This is a genomic window from Acetobacter tropicalis (genome assembly GCF_030644465.1).
Lineage (GTDB): Bacteria > Pseudomonadota > Alphaproteobacteria > Acetobacterales > Acetobacteraceae > Acetobacter > Acetobacter tropicalis.
Window position 1 is genome coordinate 928,359 of the sequence record NZ_JAUYUW010000001.1, and the last position, 16,324, is coordinate 944,682.

The window sequence follows — 16,324 nt, forward strand, 5'->3', positions numbered from 1 at the left end:
GCCCTGCTGACAACCAGCAATGGCCCATCTGTAAACCAGACCTCCAAAACTCGCCCAGATACTATGCAATATAAAATGGCAGTTTTCTGAGGGCATTTTGCATTGGCGGACTAATCCTAGCCTTACCGCCTGTAAACTCGTCCACCCCGGCCGCCACTGAGCGGCCTTTTTTATACCTGGAAATCAAAATGAATGACTCTATCGCTCTCGCGGCTGCACTGGCGCGCGAATACGAGGGCCTGTCCCTGCGTCCGTACATCTGTCCGGCCGGTTACTGGACCATCGGCTACGGCAACCGCTGCCTGGCCGACGGGTCCGCCGTCACGGCGCGCACGCGGCCGATTGCCAAACAGCAGGCGGAGGATCTGCTGCTGTTTACCCTCGCAGGCCTGCGGACAAAATTACGCGCCCTGATCCATGTGCGGATCACGCCCAATCAGGAGGCAGCGCTCCTGGACTGGCAATACAATCTGGGCACCTCGGCCATTGCCGGATCCACGCTGCTGCGGCTGCTCAACTCCGGGCAGACCATCGCGGCCGGAGAGCAGTTGCTGCTGTGGGATCACATGCACCGCAACGGCCATCTAATCCGCGAGCCTGGTCTGACCAGGCGCAGGCTGGCCGAGTGGCATCTGTATGTCGGCGCAACTGGTGCCGGATCCTCAGCACCGTCCAGCCCTACTCCCTCCAATCCCACTGATGATCTCAACGCGGCCGAGCTCGGCCGCCTGAAAGAAAACGCATGAAACTCTCAAAAATCGGCGCTTATCTGCGCCAGCCTACCACCCTCATTGCCATGGCTCTTGTCATTGGCACGGGTATCGCTGATTGGTTTGGCGAGCTGCCAGAGGGCACATCCATTGCCTTGCTGGGCGCAGCCCTGCCTCTGCTGGCTATCTCTGACACCAGTGGCATCCTGGCCAAGCTCTCAGCAGATCGGGACGGTCTGGCTGCCATTGTGCATGCGCTGACCACCCATAAGGATATCGGCCCGGCCGCCATCAAGGTGGCATCCGATACCGTGCCAGGTGGGGCGCTCCTTGCGGCCGCTGCCGCCGTAGTCCAGCAGCAGGCTGCCACTGCTGCCCCAACAAAAAAGGCCAGCGGAATCGGCGGCGGTGCTGCTGGTCTGCTCCTGCTTGTTGGCCTGTCCGGCAGCCTGGTGGCATGCAGCGGGGATCAGCTCATCCAGCGCAAGCAGGCAGTCTATAGCCTGAGCCTGTCTTACTCAGCCGCAGCCCAGATGGCGGCCGACTATGAGCACAACGTGGCGGCTGATCCTGCCGTGGTCGCCAAGATCAAGCCAGCGTTTCAGCGGGCACATGATCTGATTGCTCCGCTGGATGATGCGGCCGCCAAGGGTGATCCGCTGCCGCAGGCTGCCGTTGAGGCAGCGCAGGCCGCGCTCGATGCGGCCCGCAAGCTGCTGCCGTCTACCACTAACTGACCATTTTCCCGGCGTCGGGAAAATGGTTGTAAAGGGTGTCCACAGTATGGACCCCCTTTTTACAAGCCGCGAAAACTGGCAGAAAACCAAGGAAAACAGAAGATGAACTATACTCAGATCGCCATCTCGGCCGTAGAAGCTCTGGTCCAAAACGGCCCCACGATTGTGGAGGATATTACCGCCCTGCTGCGCCCGATCAAAGAGGGGCGGGAACCAACTGCTGATGAATGGGCGTTTGCCCGGCAGCAGTTGGATGCAGCTAATGAGGCCGTGCAGGCTACTTGAGTTTAAGGGCCGCATTAAATGCGGCCCACGTCTCTACTTTTTTTGAGAAATAGCCTCTGCAAAGGCCGAGAAGGCGAATTTTATCTCAAACTCTGGTCCATTGCGAGGCCGGTTCCCTACAAAAGCCATTGCAACACCCTTAAGATCAAGAAATAGAATTCCGTTCAATTCATTTTTCGATAAGAAAATCAGATCATCAGATAGGTGTTGATCTACTATTATACTTTGAAAGCAAAAATTTTGTGGCTTATTTGGAAGTGATGACGCTAATTTAACTTCCGAACGTATTCTTTCAATATCATTTTCATTTAATCCCATTAACTTTAATGCTTTTATAATATTATAATTCTTAGTATAATTATTTTCAAATATCGATATTTTTCCAATAAGTGCATTTATATCAGTTTTGAGACTTCCTCTTCCTCCAACGGCCGCCTGCAAAGATTTCAGCGCAAAACTTAGCCCTGCTGGTTCATTTGCTCTAACTGCATTGAGGCTACATAAAGGCATCGGCAATCTGGAGGGATCCATACCGGAGTGACATATAGGAAGCGTGGGTATTTCGATATCGCCATTTCTCACATTAATTGCATTCCGAATCCAGATCGCGCCTAATTCAAAATTTATCCAATTTTTATTCACAGACTTCGGGCTAATTAGGTAAATAGCCCCAACACAGTTGATTAAGCCATTTTCAATTTTTTGTAGGAAATTAGTTCCGGCAGGAATACTCGTGCCATCAGACGAAACGAATACGTCAACAAAGCCACCAAACTCATCTTCAATAGCCTGCTTAATGTATAAAGCTATCTCCTGCTCTTCATGTATATGGGATAAAAATATGCTTTTCTGACTCATACCATTTCTTTCCTTTTATATTGCGATAGATAAATTATGCTGTATTGGTTAATTTTTCCACCAAATACCAACATATAATACTTTTAATTTCTCCATTTCTGCAAAATCAATAAACATGTTCCTCCTAATACATCCTTACGCTTATCCCATCTTTTTCATCGGGAAGCCAGTGTTCGTCCTAAATCGCCTATAACAGTTGGTTACTGCCACAACCAAAAGTTTGATCCAGATTGCTTGGCCTCATCCTACGGACTTATTAGGACTCCAGCATACTGGCTGTATGATTCGCTGAGTCTACTTACGGTCTTCTGATGATGTTGCACCGTTGGCTGTCGCAGCGGCGTAACAATGGATGACATCAAGATTGCACAAAAACATTTAAGCTGAAGACTGGTTCAGTGCCTCTATCTGAGTTTTACAAAGCTTACATAAGTTATTGATAAATATAGCTTCACTTTTGTGGAGATTTACACTCTACCCATTTGATATAATTGAATTATTCCACTCCCCTCAGCTCCACCATCGCCTGTCTTAATTCTTTGATTTAAAACGTTTTCCCTGAAAAATTGTAAACTTGACCGTCGTGTTTTTAGTGATGCCCAAGTTCTTTGGCTTTTTAGGTGACTTCATTTTAATGGGGATTATAGTGCCGCTTAGAAGCGAAGGGACTGCCCTTACTTTAATTTCGAAATAAACGAATAAGCAGGGCTCTGTTCTCGTGCGCGTTGAGATGTTGAGATGTTGAGATGTTGAGATTAAGAACAGGCTCGAAACCACCTGCTATAAAAAATGCCTGCATGGGCGGTCCCATACAGGCATGATGTCAGCCCGTTTCAGCAGGCCACCTGAAAAACAAATTCAGGCCTGTTCAATATTGTCTTGCTTCACGCCGTGTCCTGCATAGGCCCCCATAATAATGCCGGGCAACACGAATGCGGCTGTGAAAGCAGCAAAACTGATATCATGCAGCCCCAAGCCGAACAGAATAAGATCCACCCCGAAAAAAATGATAGCGCCGTACAAGCCCATATCCATGCCTCCAATGTGCGCCAGTGGGAAAAGCGGCTTTTTTCACCAGCCTTTTTGGCCACAGGCAGCATAAAAAACATGAAGTTTCCGCGCCTCCATCTATGCAGGAAACGCAGTAACCTCTGTTTTTGGAGGCTACTCTTTTTTCTTGATACGTCAATTCTGTATTTTATACCTGAAGTAACAGAACAAATTTGGTCTTGTTTTATATCACACTATATTGATTTATTTTATTTTTAAATAATTCCTATTTATTCGTTTTTTGGATTAAATTCTGTTTTTTTAGCCGTTTTCCTTCCAGATCAGGCGGGAGCATCATTTTATCGCTTCCTCCACAAATGCGCCATTTTATCACCACATATCCCTTCCTATCATGGCTCTATGGAAAGGTGCCTGCACGGTGCCTCTCCCTTTGATGACGACATAAGGCATTTGGAATGAAAAAAGCTTTGCTGGCCACGGCCCTTACTTTTGGAATGTTCACGGCGGCAGGCTCTTTGGCCCGGGCTGATGAAACTTCCGCGCCGCCGCCACCTCCGCCGCACCATGGCATGTGCCACCCGCACGGCCACATCCTCTCTCTGGATGGCGTTAAGCTGACATCTTCTCAGAAAAAGAAGATCAAGGCGATCATGGAAGCAAACCGTCCAGACCCCAAAGCGGATATGGAACAGGAACACGCCATTCATGAACAGATCCGCACACTACTGACCACACCAGGTCAGGTTGATACCAACCAGCTCACAGCGCTTACGCAGCAGTTGGATACCCTGCGCACCAACCGCGAAACCCAGCACCTGCAAAAAGAAGTGCAAATTCATGATGTGCTGACCAAAAAGCAGCTTGCTCAGATTGCTGCCAAGAAAGAAGAAGCACCCTGCCTTCCGCCGCCCCCGCCGCCTGCCCCTACTGCCCCCGCAGCGGACAAGTAAAACCACAAGAAAGGCTGCCTCTCGGGGCAGCCTTTTTAATGGCACGCAGGTTTTCTCCGCTCCACGGTATCGGCGCGAACCAGACTAGCGCGTCTCTTCCATATGAATATCCTCCGCATGCAGATCGGGCATATCGTCTTCTTCCGGCCTGCAGGGAATAGTTTTAACGTTTCTCTGGCTCTGCGCGGCGTCCTCCTCATCCTCAGTAGGCGGTTTGTGCCGATCAAAGCCATTCTGACGGAACCCATCATCCTGCCCCAGGGAATGACCGGGACCGCCTGTAAAGCCACCCATGGCCTGCTGCATACCCATACCGGCAAGGCCACCCGCCACACCCCCTACACCGGGTATGGCATTCAGGGCCATTGGCATGGCACCCCCCACTGTTTTTCCTACACTGCTGAGAAATGTGCCGTGCATGCCATGACGGGCCTGGCCTGATGGCCCTTGCTGGCAGACACTCTGTGCGTCATCATGCCGATGAGAGGCGCATCCCGCCAGAAACAGGCAGACACACGCAAGGCCCACGGCCGGATTTTTGATCATTCACACGCCTGACAGTTCGTTTTTGTACCAGATCGACGTGCGGGAGCATTGTGACGAAAACAGGGCTCTTTCTGTCAGACTACGCTACAAGACGCACATATTTGCCGCAGGAGTATCTCCCCCATGCCAGAAGAGAACTGGACCGAAGAAAACCCCGAAGATGCCGAAGCGGATGCGCGGGCAGATGCCATTTTCCGCGAGGCAGGTATTCCCGCACCCCAGCCAACAAACCGGAGTTTTCTGGTGGCGGTGATCCTCCCCGTTATTGTGACAGGCGTTTTGCTGATTGCCGGATTATGGATGTTTGCTGGCCCGCTTGGCCTTTATAATTGACGTGGGCTTCCTGATTTTTTCATCCCGGCCTTTATTGCCTCTGGTTCTGCCATAAATTTTTCGTTGTCCTACCGGATGCTTCTTTTCTCATACGCTTTTTGGAGATGTTATTCGTGAAACCGAAAGCCCTCACTGCCCTTTCTGCTCTTCTGGCAACGTGTACTCTGGCCGCCTGCATGCCTCCGCCCCCTGGAGGCGACAGAATGGGTGGTCCTGGTGGCCCCGGCGGAGGGGGAAATGGTGGCAGACATGGCGGACATTACAGTGGCCGGGAAGGCGGCGGCCCTGGTGGCGGCTACGGAAACCAGCAGGGCGGCAGACAGTCTGGCCCCTATGGCAGCATGGGCGGCGGCGGTTACTGAAGCAGTATTTCCACAAAAAAGCCTGCCCTCCAGCACGGAGTGGCAGGCTTTTCCACACGATTTTCAGGCTAGCGCAGCCGTATCAACGCCCTGCCTTTTTATCCGGATCTTCCTGTGATGGCGGATCACTGGCCGGAAAACTTTCTTTCAGAGACTCATCAAGTTCACGCTCTTTCTTTGATGGTTTCTTCTCTTTTTCAGTTTTCGTCATAATGATACCTCCCGCGTTTTTAACGCACGGAAAGTCATCCTGCTCCACATTAGCGCGTACACACTTTTGCGAGGCCTTTTTACCTCCCCCTGAAACAACCCTCACAAAACGGGCGCTCTTACGTCATAAAGCAACGTACATGCCCCATTCTGTCCAAACAAGCCTCATCAGGCCGATGTGTGTAACGTAAATATGTCTGCCCTCCCGGCCTATAATCATAATTACACCATGGTTCATTTTCTGGTTTTCAAAACATCCTTTGTGAATAGATGATATTTTCATCCATCCCTTTATTAAAATCATCCTGATCCATAACGTCCGCCTGAACGCTGGCAAACAAATTGGCCAGCGGAAAGGATATTACGAGATGAAAAAAGCACTTATCCTCGCTGCGGCCTTTGGGCTTGCCCTGCCTGCCATGGCACAGGCTCAGGATGACTCTTCCTATCAGTCCCAAAACGGTCATTTCTCCCATAATGGTGAATCTGGTGAACGCGGGCATGGCACTGGCAGCCAGTATGGTGACCGGGGCCCGATGAGCGGCATGCAGGATATGCAAAGCATGGGGAGCAATTCTGATAATCGGCGGGGCGGCAACATGGAGCGTATGGGCAACATGCGCGGTAACCGTGAAGAGGGAGACAGTAACGGTGGCAGCCACCGGAAGAACAGGAGAGAACGGGGTAGCCACAACCACCAGTCTCGCAGCGATAACGACCAGCAGGACGGCAACCAGCAGAACTGATCTACTCCTCCAGAGTTTCCCTCAAGAAAGGCGGCTTTACGGGGCCGTCTTTTTTAAAATGTGATTTGTATCAAAACAGATACACCGCAATCAGACCGATACGCGGCAAATACCAAACGCAAAACATGCGCTTAGGGCTCACAAAAACACCCACCGAAGGCAGCGACACCTATCCTTCTATGTTGGAGGAACTCCATGCTGCAACGCCACAATACAGCCTCAAAAACAGGCCACCGTTTGCATGAGGGCATTTTCCCCCTGCACGACAGAATGCTCCCTTATGCGAAGGAAAAACGGGTGAAAACACAGTCTATTGCGGCATTTCTGGCAACCGGCATCCTGATGCTTGGTTCGCCTGCTTTGGCGCAGCAGTTTGGTCCAGGTAACCAGCGCGGAGGCTTCTATCAACAAGGCGGCCGAGACATGCGCGCTACTCCCCCGCCCCCACCGCGTGGTGGACCGGGCGGCCAGATGAGGCATGGCCCCAGAGGCGGCCGAGGCGATAACTTTGATAATTATGACATGAACCGCAGATGGCAGCGCGGGGACCGTTATGACGGCCCATACAGTGACCGCTGGGTTGTTAATAACTGGCGCGGGCGGCCCGGTCTGTGGGCTCCACCTTCCGGTTACCGCTGGCTCCAGTATGGCAATCAGTTCCTGCTGACCAGCATTGCCACGGGTGTTATTGCGGGGGTGGTGAGCGGAGCCATTGCGTCTTCCATGGCTCCTTAATTTTTTCTCTCCCACAAAGGCTACCCGCTCCGCGCGGGTGGCCTTTGCATCATGGCCTGTAAAAGCAGGAAATAAAAAAATCCTTACATATCCTGGTGTGTCAGGCTACCGCCTTCACCAACCAATTTCATATGTCATCTTCTACTGTGCGTTGTTTTTGTAATTCTGAGATCATTTGAAGATGCTGTTTATACTCCTCATAATGCTCAGGGGCCGCGTGGACAAAATGCGGGTCATCCATATGCGGCACACGCCCATGATGCCCGAAATTGACCAACCGTGCTTCCATAAGATGAATTTTGCCCAATATATCCGCCTGAATGGCGATAACAGCAAGAGAAGACCCGATAAAAGGGCCTAGCAGATAAATCCACAAGCCATTCCAGTTACCTGCAAACAGATCTGGTCCGAACGAACGCGCAAAATTGGCACTGTTGCCGGAAATCCAGGCGGTAAGTGGATTCATCACAAAAAAGAAGATCCCTCCAATCCAAGGGGTGATCCACTTGAAACGCGGATGCGCCGCCAACCAGTATAGTGTGGCAATCAACAGACCCGTAACCAGTATTTCAGAACCAAGCGCAAACCAGACAGGCACGCCCGTATAAGGCACGGTCGCGCCGTAATGCACGGCCAGCGCATGCACTTTCCATGAAGAGAGAAAATATCCTGCGCCATAAACAAGCGCTGTTCCCAAAACAGCACCGATAATCTGAGAAATGATGTAACCCAGCGCATCAATCCACACGATTTTTTTTGAGAGCATGAAAGCCAGTGTGACTGATGGATTAAGATGCGCCCCGCTGACCTTGCCAAAGGGGGTCATTGCCGCGACTGTTCCAGCCAGCCCGAAACATAATCCGCACAATGCCGCCTGAATGGCAGGATGCAGAGCGAGATGATCCCCTATCCATGAATGGGGTGCTGAGAGCAGAATAACGCAGGCAAGCCCGACCACCATGAGCACCGCAGTGGCAACCATCTCACACCCATAAAGCCGCCAGTGAAAGGGGCGTTCAGGATGCGGCTCCCCCGCCAGCGGTCGATCATGAAAATGAATGTGGAAATGCGGCCAGTGAATGTGGGGTAATCGGATATGTGGAAGGTGGAAGTGCGGCAAATGAAGATGCGGCAGAACGTGGGACCAATCTCTTTTCTTCTCGTCTTGTGGCATCTTGCATTCCAGTAATATTCATACAATACGCACATTCTGAATATCTGCGCTGTGTGCGTCATGATTGATAGAGAATATGGTTATTATAATCATAAATTTCAACATAACGTTTTCTTGATAAACATTATGATTACAATACTTATTTACTATTATTATTGATATAAATCCGCCGTGATTATTTTGCCCCCCTGTTTTCGAGACATACCTTGCTCTGAACTCTTCATGCACGCTTATGCGGCCCACGTTGGCAGCCTGACATTCACGTGGAGGGTTTGCAGCCCGTATCCCGGCTTTTCTACCCGCAGCCATATTAATAAGTTGTGATGCTGATGTTACTTAAAAAGGAACGCCTTTAGAGCCCTCCAGATTGATGCAGCTTTTATCTTGGCTTCCGTCTTCATTCCAACCCTCCAACCAATCTGGGTAGGCGAAGTAAGCCTGACAGCACCTTACAGGAAGACGTTTCCTATCTCTCCCGGTACCGCTATCCTCACCGGCATTTAACAGGAGGTGAATTTGAAGCGTTTAATGCCGATTTTCTTTACTATTGCGGTTGCAAGCTGTGCGACCTTACCAAGCCCTGTTTGGGCGCAGGGAGCGAAATTAGATACCCCGAAACGTATCTATAATGGCCCTGTCTACCCAGAGAAACTGATCAAGAAAAATGCGATGGGTCACGTTGAGATCATGTCTGATATTGACACAACAGGGCGCAACGTAAATTGCCATGTGGTTTCCAGCACAAACTCCGACTTCAACGAAAGTGCTCTAGAATACTGTCGGCGCGAGAGATACGCGCCAGCAACCAAGGCCGGTGTTCCTATTGTTGAACGGAATCATCGCATGATTATGAATTTCAAGTTAGATAATTAGTTCAGGCTTTTTGGATAGGCGTCTTCCATGAACGATGCGGATTTGAAAAAGTGGATAGCGAAGAGTGTCCATTGAACATTGCGACACCCCTTCGTATTTCAGTGAGATGATGAATCGTTATGGCGTACATGGAACCATGGAACGTCTGGTTTTCCTCGCATGAAGCTTTTGGGATGGGCCTCCGAATGGTGCCAAGAAGCTAGGGTGTGTCGTCAGTTAATTCCAATGATGGCGGAGACGAATTGCACGGCTGCGAGGAAAGTTGACTTCAGCTTGTCATATCGTGTTGCAATACCCCTGAACTGTTTAAGTCTGGCGAAGAAGAGTTCGATGATGTTTCGTTTTTTATAAAGCGAGAAGAGGATTTTCCGTGGATTGCGTCGGTTTTTCTTTGACGGAATAACCGGTGTGATCCCCCGCTCTTCAAGCTTTTCGATGAGGGGATCGGCATCATAAGCCTTGTCGGCGATGAAGACCTCGGGATCGACTTCATCGAGCAATGGCTCTGCTTCTGTGATGTCGGCCCTTTGTCCGGGCGTCAGGGAAAGAGCCGCAGCCTTTCCCGCGGCATCGACAATGGCATGGATTTTCGTGGTCAGTCCGCCACGGGACCGCCCGGTGGCCTGATCCGCCCCCCTTTTTTACGGGCGCCCGCGCTATGCTGGTGAGCACGGACAATGGTGCTGTCGATCATCATGTATTCGTTGTCATGGTCAGCAGCCAGATGCCGGAAAATCCGCTCGATCACGCCGCCTTCGCACCAGCGACGCAGCCGCCGGTGCACGTTCTTCCAGTCCCCGAACCGGGCAGGCAGATCACGCCAGGGAATGCCTGCACGGTAACGATACAGCACGGCTTCGATAAACAGACGGTTATCCTCAGCCGTCCCACCGACATGACCTTCGCGACCCGGGAGAAGATCTTTTATTCGCTCCCACTGACCATCGCTCAAACCATACCGTCGCATTCACACTCTCCCCGTTCCAGAAACAGGAAGAAAACATCACAGATCAAACGGGAGTACAAGCTTCATAATCCCCCCGTTTAACTGACGACACGCCCTAGGGGACAAGTTTGAAGCTGACTGTCTGCCCGCTGGTCCAGCGGATGGACAGGTGCGCTCCGTCGTGCGCCGCTTCGGGCTGGTTTCCGCTGCGGGAGAGCTGGCCACGGCCTATGACGTTTTGCCGTGGGCCCGGGGTGAAGCCACACGAGCAGCAAAGGCCTGTTTCCAGTCGTGGCTGGAAGAACGCGACGGGACCGATGCCGCAGAAGACCGGGAAGCGATAGAGCAGGTCCGGGCCTTCATAGAACAGCATGGGGAAAGCCGCTTTGCTCTTTTAGGCGGACCAGATGGAGGGGTGGAAAATCCTCACAGCCGCACCGTCTCCCGTGTGGGCTTCCGGCGACTGATAGACGCGCCTGATGGGAGCCAGTGGGAATATCTGATCCTCCCTGAGATGTGGCGGAAAGAGGTCTGCAAGGGCATTGATGCAAACCGCGCGGCCAAGGTCCTTCTTGAGGCTGGATATCTTTTGCCGGGAGACGGGAAAAACCTGACCCGCTACCGAAGGATCCCGGGAGAAGGGCGCCTCCGTGTTTATGCGGTGTCCGGCTCCATTCTGGAAGGAGAGACAGCATGACGCGCTCTCCCAAAAGCAGGGCTGATTCCCAGTGTCCCGACCGTCCCGACCACGATTTCCACAAGTCGGGACAGCGCCACACGCGGGAAAGTGCCGGTAAACTGCCATTTTTGATGCCTGTCCCGACCGTCCCGACCGTCCCGACCGTTTTTTACAATGCCCGGAGGGCCTTGGCATGGTGAGCAAAGCACTATCCGGCTTGATGGCGTGGGCTGACGGACTGCCGGTGCCCCACGACAGTGCTTCGCCCGCTCCTCATCGAACGCATTCCGCCTCTCAAACAGACGCCGCAGCACTGATTAAGGAGCTGGATTTCCTTGGCTGTAAGATTGTCCTGAAGGATGGCGGCCCAGTCATACGGGGCGATAAGGCGGCCATCACACCTGATCTTCTGGACCTGCTGAAAGCTGGCCGTGAGCAGATTATTGAGCACCTGACCGCACAAGCCATGCCAGACCATGAGCAGAAAGCAGCATCGGAGCCACCGCAGCCGGACCCACTACCTACAGAGCATGACGCCCAATCAGGAATCCGCCGTGACCCTGAGACCGGCAAACTACACATCTTCGGAGATCCAGACCCGCACTGGCTGAAAGAACAGGGCTGGGAATGGAATGAACAGCGCCGCCGCTTCATCATCACAGCCAGCCCTGTGAAGGCAGACCATCGCCTTCATGCAGATGGTCCCTGCTCCCTTTGCGGCTTTACGCACTGGTGGCGAAAGGCCGGTGACACGTCAGAGGGCTGGACCTGCTCCGTATGCCACCCGGCGCCGGAGGGCATCGTCACCATTACACCCCAAGCCCTCCTCACTCAGAACAGTCTGGACGCCACAGCATGAACATTTCCTACACAACCGCCTCTGCCGTTCCTGGCATCATCGCTGACCCCGCGACGCTGGACCCGCAGGCCGTCCGCTGTCTGTGGATGCGCCCGGTTCTGGACAAGGACAGTAAAGCCGCCTTCCTCCCCTCCGTCGTCTTCAAGGACGGCACGGATTGTCCACTGGCCTGTGAAATGAATGATCTTCACGCCCGCCAGTTCTGTCAGCGTCTCTCTGCCATCTATGACTGGCCGGTGAAGGATGGGCGCGTTCTGGAAGCCAGCGCGGAAGTCGCGGCAGATCGTGCCTATGCATCCCTTGATGAGGGCGACCGTATGGAGAAAGACGGGCAAGGCTGGGTGAATGTGCCGGGGATGGGCCGCATGGCCGCCATACTCGCACATGATGCCGGCTTGCCCTTTGGTGTTGCCATTGAAGGTGTGACCGGGAAACTGGCGCTCCTGTTCGCGAGGATGGAAGAGCAGACAGTAATGCAGCCGCATGTTGTTAAGAAGAACCTGCGCGCTGCCACAGAAGCCGCTTGCGACAAACTGACAGAACTCTATGCCGACGAGCAGCGCGGCCCCGGAGCCTCTGAGTTATCGCCCGAGCGTCTGGGTGTGATTGTGGCGGATTACCACCATGCAAAAGGCAGCACGGACGAACTCTTCCAAAAGGGATTAACCGCAGCACTAGAGGCCGGAACAGAAGCATGGGCAAGCCAGAAGAACAGCCCTACAGAAATAGAGCATAAGACTATGGCGGTTCTGGATGCAGGCATCCTGCACTGGTTCAGGCTGACGGGCCGAAAGGTCGTGGGAGACTGAACAGAAACCACAGCTAAATATGTATGGGGTCTTCTCACAAGGAAGGCCCTTTTTTTATGTGGCTATGAATAGGGTGTCCCTACCCAAAAAGGCGATTGGATAGGCGACCGCATTTATTCGTTTTTTCTATATCAATATATAAATAACAAATCAGATGAAGCCTGCCTCTTTAGGTATTGTGAAATCAAGTGTCAGTTTTAAGAGGGGGAATAAGAGGGGTAAAATTTCCCTTAATGCAGCTAAAGTATTGTTTTTATTGTATTTTATCTTATTGAATGGCGGACCCGAAAGGATTCGAACCTTCGACCTTCGCCTTCGGAGGGCGACGCTCTATCCAGCTGAGCTACGGGTCCACGGGCCTTTCCCTAGCGCAAAGGCGGGATGCTGCCAAGCCCGTATTACGGCCAAAGAGGCAATTCCGCCAGAAAAAGCATCTGTCCGTAGAGCCTGAAGGCAAGAGCGCCAGCAAAAGCCCGGCTTTGCGTTCTGTCTCGCAAGGGGCGAGGAAATGCCTTCCCCTGTAAAAAGAGAGTGATACGCGTGCGGCCTTGCCACTGTTGGTGACGGTGCGTTCTCTCCTGAGTAAGCGCCCAATCAGGGCCCTGCGAGTGTGTCCATCTGGGCGGGGAGGAAGAGCGGCAGAGTGTTTTTCCCCCACCCGTTTTCTCCCACGCCCTGCGCCAGCCATGCGGCTGTGGCACTATCGCCACCAGAGGGCAGCCATGTATTTGGCGTGTTCATCCATCCCAGCATGTCCTGCGTCACCAGCTTGCCATTGCGGTCCCGCAGAAGCAGATGGTGGCCACCGGGAACCAGATCCAGCCGTACATGCGCGGGCATGCTGCGCCAAACTTCCGCCATGGCAGACGGCGGCACCAATTGGTCCTTGTCTCCGTAAACGCACAAGGTGGGGCCATGGATGTGCCGGGCGGCGCGGGCGCTCTGCTTCATGAGGGCCACCAACCCCTGCAAGGCTTCCAGCCGCGTAGCACGCAGGGTAAGTGGGTCATAATACAGACGAATCAGCGCGGCCATATTGTCACTGGCCACAACATGCACGGGCAGTTCTCTCCCTGTTACCAGATTTCTGGGAAAGAGAGTGGAGAGCACCCGCAGCGGAATATCGGCCCCCGCCCCCAGATTCCACACGGCAGGCGCAAGCAGCATCGTGCCGGCCACCCTTGGCGCTTCTGGCTGGGCCATGAGCAGAATCAGCACAGCGCCGCCCATACTTTCCCCCGCCAGATAAAGTGGGGCCTGCGGGTGTGTTTGCTGAATTTGCGCTATTTCCTCACGCACATCCGCCACCATGCGAACTGTTCCTGCCCAGCCCCCACGGAGGGGAGCCTGCCCAAAACCCCGTTGATCTGGCGCGATGACCGTAACACCGTGCTGAGTGAAAAACGGGGCCGGTGCCTCCCAAGCGTCCCGGCTGTCATTAAACCCATGCAGGGCCAGCAGGACTGCGTGTTCGTGCTGCTGTGCGGGCCAAACGCGCGCAGGCATACGCGCGCCATCAGAAAGAACAAAAGTGTGATCTGGCGGAACAAGCCGCGCCGCAGCCGCAAAGCGGGCTGGTGGCTTAGGTGGTGACGGTAGGGTTGTTGTGCATCCAGCCAGCCCGACAGCAAGCGCCGCCAAACCTACCCCGCCCCGCAAAAAAGAGCAGGCGACACCCGCGTGGCTTCTGTTGCGCCAAAACCTGACACTCAGAAGGCGCGTCAACCGGGTAAGACTGACGTGAACACATTCAAACTGCGCCACACCGCGCACAATCGGAAGGGGAGAGGCCTTCCTGAACGGAGCCTGCCCCGATTGCGCCCGATCAAACCGGGCGGGCCTGCATCCCGAGCGCACATGTCCCCGCACAGAGGCCACCCTAGCCCCATCTGTGCGGTGAAAGACCCTGCTGACACGGGAAAGAAACGGTAGAAAAAACAGCATGCTCACGCGGATGGGATGAGAGGGATGGTAGGAACTCGACCCTCAACCGCGTATCATCCCCGCCATATCAGCGCCAGTCATGCCCATGTGAAAACCATGCGGGGGCTGAAGGCTGCACGAACAGGCTGGCCGCACACCTCATGAAAAGAGTACCGTGCGCCAGAGGGAGGATTTGCGGAATGCTCATTCAGCCAACCAATCCGGTGCCTCATCCCCGGCTTGGGCATGTGGAAACCATTGTGGTGGATAGACGCAAGATTGCCTGCGATGGCGGCCTGGGCGCGCTTGGGCACCCGCGTGTCTGGTTGAAAATTGGTGGTCACCAGACCGTCTGCCCCTATTGCTCTCGGCTGTTTGTGCTCCAGCCCGGCGCGCATGACGACCACGGACATTAACCCGGCCTCCTGCCTGTCCACGCCTGCCAGCCCTTTTTATATTGCCGCTCCTCTGTGTGCGTGAGGATCTGACGCCACCTGTTTCCCGATGCCCTCAACGGACAACGGGGTAAAGCATCAGGCTGGCAGGGAAGCAGAAAAGGTCCTGATCCTTCTCATTGAAGGAGACGTCACACTTACCAACTTTCTTGCTTTGCACTTCGGTAGAAGGAGAAGGTGAGAACCTGTGGTGTCGATGGGGCTTACTGGTACGTTTCTTCGATGTCTGCCTATAGGTATTCTGGATACCCGAAAAATAGTTCTATCGTGCCAGACTGGGTCTGCCAGAAACAATCTGCATCCAAAGACATCAGATTAGAAAAACCGTTCTTAAAGAATGAGTTTTCGGAGAAATCCCTAAGTTGGAATGCAATACACTTTTTGCGTGTGAATAGAACGACTTGCCCCTGTGCCCATTGGATTTTGGCAGGGAGTGTCACCTCACGCGCTGCAAAGAATAGAGAAGAACTGAATTTTTTTATTGTCTAACTTACAAAAAATATTTTCGGACATCCCTTTTACGCAGAAGCCACACTCTGCGTAAAAGGGATCTTGCCTGAAAAATCAGGACGGCAGCAGGAAAGAACCGTCATCCAGTTCAATACCGCGCTGGGCAGCATGGGCACAGGTTGCGGTACGCTGGTCCTTGCCAAGGGTGTTCAGGTCAAGCAGACGGCCACCGCTGCCAACCAGCAGCAGGCCTGCCCCACCACTGGGGTATGTGGCATCAGACTGAACATCACCGCGTTTGGCCAGAGAACGGCCAAGGGACCGCACGGTTGTGTCGTCATCAATGCCGCGGGCATAGCAGTAATACATCAGCCCGGCGATATTGCCTGCGGTGGCGTTGTCAACCGTGGGCACACCATCATGGTCCAGCACGCCGGATGCGGCGTTTGATGCAGTCATGGGGGCTTCACTCCCCAACGTGGCGGTTGGTACAATAGCGGCTGGCGCGGGCGCCGTGTTCAGTGCTGTCTGGGCGTGTGCAGCGCCAGCAAAAGCCAGACCGCAGGCTGCCAGCAGGGCAACGTGACGAAACCCCTTCATGTCAAACCTCCTGATATATGTTTGTGCGCACTATCAGGCGAGGCCGCCATGCGGACAAGTGAGCTGCATGCCG

General features: G+C 53.4%; 21 protein-coding genes and 1 tRNA gene. 13 read left to right on the forward strand and 9 right to left on the reverse strand.

Annotated elements, in window-relative coordinates; translation table 11 throughout:
- Positions 1 to 188: 188 nt before the first annotated feature.
- From QWU00_RS04175 to QWU00_RS04185, 3 genes are all read left to right on the forward strand, one after another.
- The gene (locus QWU00_RS04175; protein WP_187668698.1) at positions 189 to 746 is read left to right on the forward strand and encodes a lysozyme; all 558 of its coding nucleotides are present in this window, start codon (positions 189 to 191) and stop codon (positions 744 to 746) included.
- The gene (locus QWU00_RS04180) at positions 743 to 1,447 is read left to right on the forward strand and encodes a hypothetical protein (protein WP_150395712.1); all 705 of its coding nucleotides are present in this window, start codon (positions 743 to 745) and stop codon (positions 1,445 to 1,447) included. The genes QWU00_RS04175 and QWU00_RS04180 overlap by 4 nt, the downstream gene beginning before the upstream one ends.
- A 102-nt stretch (positions 1,448 to 1,549) precedes the next feature.
- Complete coding sequence (locus QWU00_RS04185) at positions 1,550 to 1,732, forward strand: hypothetical protein (protein WP_231551618.1); 183 nt, start codon at positions 1,550 to 1,552, stop codon at positions 1,730 to 1,732.
- Between the two features lie 33 nt (positions 1,733 to 1,765).
- On the opposite strand, the gene QWU00_RS04190 is transcribed toward QWU00_RS04185, so the two are convergent.
- Entirely contained in the window at positions 1,766 to 2,590 is an 825-nt protein-coding gene (locus QWU00_RS04190; RefSeq protein WP_035378601.1) for a toll/interleukin-1 receptor domain-containing protein, read from the reverse strand.
- An 858-nt stretch (positions 2,591 to 3,448) separates the two neighbouring features.
- The gene (locus QWU00_RS04195) at positions 3,449 to 3,619 is read right to left on the reverse strand and encodes a hypothetical protein (protein WP_169794909.1); all 171 of its coding nucleotides are present in this window, start codon (positions 3,617 to 3,619) and stop codon (positions 3,449 to 3,451) included.
- A 437-nt stretch (positions 3,620 to 4,056) separates the two neighbouring features.
- Here QWU00_RS04195 and QWU00_RS04200 point away from each other — a divergent pair, with 437 nt between their 5' ends.
- Positions 4,057 to 4,551, forward strand: a complete 495-nt coding sequence (locus QWU00_RS04200; RefSeq protein WP_035378602.1) for a Spy/CpxP family protein refolding chaperone — start codon at positions 4,057 to 4,059, stop codon at positions 4,549 to 4,551.
- Between the two features lie 84 nt (positions 4,552 to 4,635).
- Here QWU00_RS04200 and QWU00_RS04205 read toward each other — a convergent pair whose 3' ends face one another.
- The gene (locus tag QWU00_RS04205; protein ID WP_035378604.1) at positions 4,636 to 5,097 is read right to left on the reverse strand and encodes a hypothetical protein; all 462 of its coding nucleotides are present in this window, start codon (positions 5,095 to 5,097) and stop codon (positions 4,636 to 4,638) included.
- 123 nt (positions 5,098 to 5,220) lie between these two features.
- Between QWU00_RS04205 and QWU00_RS04210 the strand changes: the two genes are divergently transcribed.
- Together QWU00_RS04210 and QWU00_RS04215 are read left to right on the forward strand one after the other, a co-directional pair.
- Entirely contained in the window at positions 5,221 to 5,430 is a 210-nt protein-coding gene (locus tag QWU00_RS04210) for a hypothetical protein (protein WP_035378606.1), read from the forward strand.
- 113 nt (positions 5,431 to 5,543) lie between these two features.
- Positions 5,544 to 5,792, forward strand: coding sequence for a hypothetical protein (locus tag QWU00_RS04215; protein WP_150395713.1), 249 nt, complete (start codon positions 5,544 to 5,546; stop codon positions 5,790 to 5,792).
- A gap of 82 nt (positions 5,793 to 5,874) precedes the next feature.
- On the opposite strand, the gene QWU00_RS04220 is transcribed toward QWU00_RS04215, so the two are convergent.
- Positions 5,875 to 6,003: a hypothetical protein gene (locus QWU00_RS04220; RefSeq protein ID WP_254906877.1), complete on the reverse strand. Its 129-nt coding sequence runs from the start codon at positions 6,001 to 6,003 to the stop codon at positions 5,875 to 5,877.
- A gap of 367 nt (positions 6,004 to 6,370) precedes the next feature.
- Here QWU00_RS04220 and QWU00_RS04225 point away from each other — a divergent pair, with 367 nt between their 5' ends.
- Both QWU00_RS04225 and QWU00_RS04230 read left to right on the forward strand, forming a co-directional pair.
- Positions 6,371 to 6,748 carry a hypothetical protein gene (locus QWU00_RS04225; RefSeq protein ID WP_035378611.1) on the forward strand — a complete coding sequence of 126 codons (378 nt, stop codon included), beginning with the start codon at positions 6,371 to 6,373 and terminating at the stop codon, positions 6,746 to 6,748.
- A gap of 195 nt (positions 6,749 to 6,943) precedes the next feature.
- Positions 6,944 to 7,483, forward strand: coding sequence for an RcnB family protein (locus tag QWU00_RS04230; RefSeq protein WP_231873651.1), 540 nt, complete (start codon positions 6,944 to 6,946; stop codon positions 7,481 to 7,483).
- Between the two features lie 127 nt (positions 7,484 to 7,610).
- Here QWU00_RS04230 and QWU00_RS04235 read toward each other — a convergent pair whose 3' ends face one another.
- Positions 7,611 to 8,579 (reverse strand): MIP/aquaporin family protein, encoded by a 969-nt coding sequence (locus tag QWU00_RS04235; RefSeq protein WP_231551619.1) that lies wholly within the window; start codon positions 8,577 to 8,579, stop codon positions 7,611 to 7,613.
- Between the two features lie 594 nt (positions 8,580 to 9,173).
- Here QWU00_RS04235 and QWU00_RS04240 point away from each other — a divergent pair.
- A complete protein-coding gene (locus QWU00_RS04240; protein ID WP_150395714.1) occupies positions 9,174 to 9,530 on the forward strand; it encodes an energy transducer TonB in 357 nt (118 codons plus the stop codon).
- Positions 9,531 to 9,742: 212 nt separating this feature from the next.
- On the opposite strand, the gene QWU00_RS04245 is transcribed toward QWU00_RS04240, so the two are convergent.
- Positions 9,743 to 10,497 (reverse strand): IS5 family transposase gene (locus QWU00_RS04245; protein ID WP_304651025.1). Its coding sequence is split into 2 segments (ribosomal slippage): positions 9,743 to 10,158 and positions 10,158 to 10,497, totalling 756 coding nucleotides; the frame shifts between segments, so codons are not numbered across the junction.
- A 148-nt stretch (positions 10,498 to 10,645) separates the two neighbouring features.
- Here QWU00_RS04245 and QWU00_RS04250 point away from each other — a divergent pair.
- The 3 genes from QWU00_RS04250 (at position 10,646) to QWU00_RS04260 (ending at position 12,823) form a co-directional block, all read left to right on the forward strand.
- Positions 10,646 to 11,173: a hypothetical protein gene (locus QWU00_RS04250; protein WP_035379931.1), complete on the forward strand. Its 528-nt coding sequence runs from the start codon at positions 10,646 to 10,648 to the stop codon at positions 11,171 to 11,173.
- A 175-nt stretch (positions 11,174 to 11,348) separates the two neighbouring features.
- The gene (locus QWU00_RS04255; protein WP_052051326.1) at positions 11,349 to 12,014 is read left to right on the forward strand and encodes a hypothetical protein; all 666 of its coding nucleotides are present in this window, start codon (positions 11,349 to 11,351) and stop codon (positions 12,012 to 12,014) included.
- Positions 12,011 to 12,823, forward strand: coding sequence for a hypothetical protein (locus tag QWU00_RS04260; RefSeq protein WP_035379929.1), 813 nt, complete (start codon positions 12,011 to 12,013; stop codon positions 12,821 to 12,823). Before QWU00_RS04255 ends, QWU00_RS04260 begins: the two co-directional genes overlap by 4 nt.
- Before the next feature lie 276 nt (positions 12,824 to 13,099).
- Here the strand turns inward: QWU00_RS04260 and QWU00_RS04265 are convergent.
- Together QWU00_RS04265 and QWU00_RS04270 are read right to left on the reverse strand one after the other, a co-directional pair.
- Positions 13,100 to 13,176: transfer RNA gene (locus QWU00_RS04265), tRNA-Arg, on the reverse strand.
- Positions 13,177 to 13,417: 241 nt separating this feature from the next.
- Positions 13,418 to 14,482, reverse strand: a complete 1,065-nt coding sequence (locus tag QWU00_RS04270) for an alpha/beta fold hydrolase (RefSeq protein WP_392388278.1) — start codon at positions 14,480 to 14,482, stop codon at positions 13,418 to 13,420.
- 464 nt (positions 14,483 to 14,946) lie between these two features.
- On the opposite strand from QWU00_RS04270, the gene QWU00_RS04275 reads away from it, so the two are divergent.
- Positions 14,947 to 15,162: a zinc-finger domain-containing protein gene (locus QWU00_RS04275; RefSeq protein ID WP_006558838.1), complete on the forward strand. Its 216-nt coding sequence runs from the start codon at positions 14,947 to 14,949 to the stop codon at positions 15,160 to 15,162.
- 603 nt (positions 15,163 to 15,765) lie between these two features.
- On the opposite strand, the gene QWU00_RS04280 is transcribed toward QWU00_RS04275, so the two are convergent.
- On the reverse strand, positions 15,766 to 16,251 hold the full coding sequence (locus QWU00_RS04280; protein WP_006558839.1) for a hypothetical protein: 486 nt from the start codon (positions 16,249 to 16,251) through the stop codon (positions 15,766 to 15,768).
- Positions 16,252 to 16,324: the final 73 nt, after the last annotated feature.

Coding starts and splice junctions, on each gene's coding strand:
- QWU00_RS04175 (WP_187668698.1), top strand. CDS start 189: ATGAATGACTCTATCGCTCTCGCGGCTGCACTGGCGCGCGAATACGAG.
- QWU00_RS04180 (WP_150395712.1), top strand. CDS start 743: ATGAAACTCTCAAAAATCGGCGCTTATCTGCGCCAGCCTACCACCCTC.
- QWU00_RS04185 (WP_231551618.1), top strand. CDS start 1,550: ATGAACTATACTCAGATCGCCATCTCGGCCGTAGAAGCTCTGGTCCAA.
- QWU00_RS04190 (WP_035378601.1), bottom strand. CDS start 2,590: ATGAGTCAGAAAAGCATATTTTTATCCCATATACATGAAGAGCAGGAG.
- QWU00_RS04195 (WP_169794909.1), bottom strand. CDS start 3,619: ATGGGCTTGTACGGCGCTATCATTTTTTTCGGGGTGGATCTTATTCTG.
- QWU00_RS04200 (WP_035378602.1), top strand. CDS start 4,057: ATGAAAAAAGCTTTGCTGGCCACGGCCCTTACTTTTGGAATGTTCACG.
- QWU00_RS04205 (WP_035378604.1), bottom strand. CDS start 5,097: ATGATCAAAAATCCGGCCGTGGGCCTTGCGTGTGTCTGCCTGTTTCTG.
- QWU00_RS04210 (WP_035378606.1), top strand. CDS start 5,221: ATGCCAGAAGAGAACTGGACCGAAGAAAACCCCGAAGATGCCGAAGCG.
- QWU00_RS04220 (WP_254906877.1), bottom strand. CDS start 6,003: ATGACGAAAACTGAAAAAGAGAAGAAACCATCAAAGAAAGAGCGTGAA.
- QWU00_RS04225 (WP_035378611.1), top strand. CDS start 6,371: ATGAAAAAAGCACTTATCCTCGCTGCGGCCTTTGGGCTTGCCCTGCCT.
- QWU00_RS04230 (WP_231873651.1), top strand. CDS start 6,944: ATGCTGCAACGCCACAATACAGCCTCAAAAACAGGCCACCGTTTGCAT.
- QWU00_RS04255 (WP_052051326.1), top strand. CDS start 11,349: ATGGTGAGCAAAGCACTATCCGGCTTGATGGCGTGGGCTGACGGACTG.
- QWU00_RS04260 (WP_035379929.1), top strand. CDS start 12,011: ATGAACATTTCCTACACAACCGCCTCTGCCGTTCCTGGCATCATCGCT.
- QWU00_RS04275 (WP_006558838.1), top strand. CDS start 14,947: ATGCTCATTCAGCCAACCAATCCGGTGCCTCATCCCCGGCTTGGGCAT.
- QWU00_RS04280 (WP_006558839.1), bottom strand. CDS start 16,251: ATGAAGGGGTTTCGTCACGTTGCCCTGCTGGCAGCCTGCGGTCTGGCT.